A 1,030-nucleotide genomic window follows, 5' to 3' on the forward strand; every position below is an offset into this window, starting at 1 on the left:
TAGGGCCTGTTTAGTAAGTGATCTTGGTGATGGCTCGGAGCCAGATGTCGATCACGGCGATCTCGATGGTGGCCTGGTAGCGGACGGCGAGCTTGTCATACCGGGTCGCGACCGCACGGTGCTGCTTCAGCAGGTTGATGCCGCATTCCACGGAGTGGCGGAGCCGGTAGGCGTCCGGGTCGAACACCGGCGGGCGCCCTCCGGCCGAGCCCTTGGCCTTGCGGTTGGCCTGCTGATCGGCCTTGATCGGGATGGTCGCCGCGATCCCGCGACGGCGCAGATACGCGCGGTTGGCCCTGGAGGAGTACGCCTTGTCGCCAAGAACCCGGTCCGGGCGGGTGCGCGGCCGCCCGCGCCCGGACCGGGCCACCCGGATGCGTTCCAGCACCGGCCGCAACTGCGGGCTGTCCCCGCGCTGACCGGCGGTGATCAGCACCGACATCGGCTTGCGACCCTGCTCGCACGCCAGATGAATCTTGGTGGTGCGGCCGCCGCGGGAACGTCCCAGCCCGTGATCGGGCGGTTCGTCTCCGGGCGGCTCGACCTGCCCGACACCGTCGTGGCGGGCGCCCGCGGCGTGCTGATGGGCCCGGTTGATGGTCGAGTCCACCGACACACTCCACACCACCAGCCCGGCGGCATCGGCGAACGCCATCAACTTCGCCCAGATCAATGCCCAGACCCCGGCGCGCTGGAAGCAGCGGAACAGCCGGTAGACCGATTGCCAGTGCCCGTAGCGTTCGGGCACGTCACGCCACGGCGCACCGACCCGGGTCCGCCACCGGACGCCGTCCACCAACCGCCGGCGCGACCATTTGGGCGGACGGCCACGTCCGCGCCCGTCCGGCAGCAGCGGCTCCAGGACCCGCCATTGCCGGTCGGTCAGGTCTTTACGGGCTCCGATCGGTACGCTGGGCACGAGGTCTCCGGTGGTGATGGTCTTCTTGGTCGTTGATCCATCTACCGGAGACCTCACTCGTATCCAGGCGCGACATGCCGCCCGAACCAGGACTTTCTAAACAGGACCTAG

General features: G+C 68.9%; 1 protein-coding gene. It reads right to left on the minus strand.

Annotated elements, in window-relative coordinates; genetic code table 11:
- Window positions 1–10: 10 nt before the first annotated feature.
- Window positions 11–919 (minus strand): IS5 family transposase, encoded by a 909-nt coding sequence (locus tag D0T12_RS34665; RefSeq protein WP_117405323.1) that lies wholly within the window; start codon window positions 917–919, stop codon window positions 11–13.
- Between the last annotated feature and the right edge of the window lie 111 nt (window positions 920–1,030).

It is taken from the genome of Actinomadura spongiicola, from assembly GCF_003432485.1.
Classification (GTDB): Bacteria; Actinomycetota; Actinomycetes; order Streptosporangiales; family Streptosporangiaceae; genus Spirillospora; species Spirillospora spongiicola.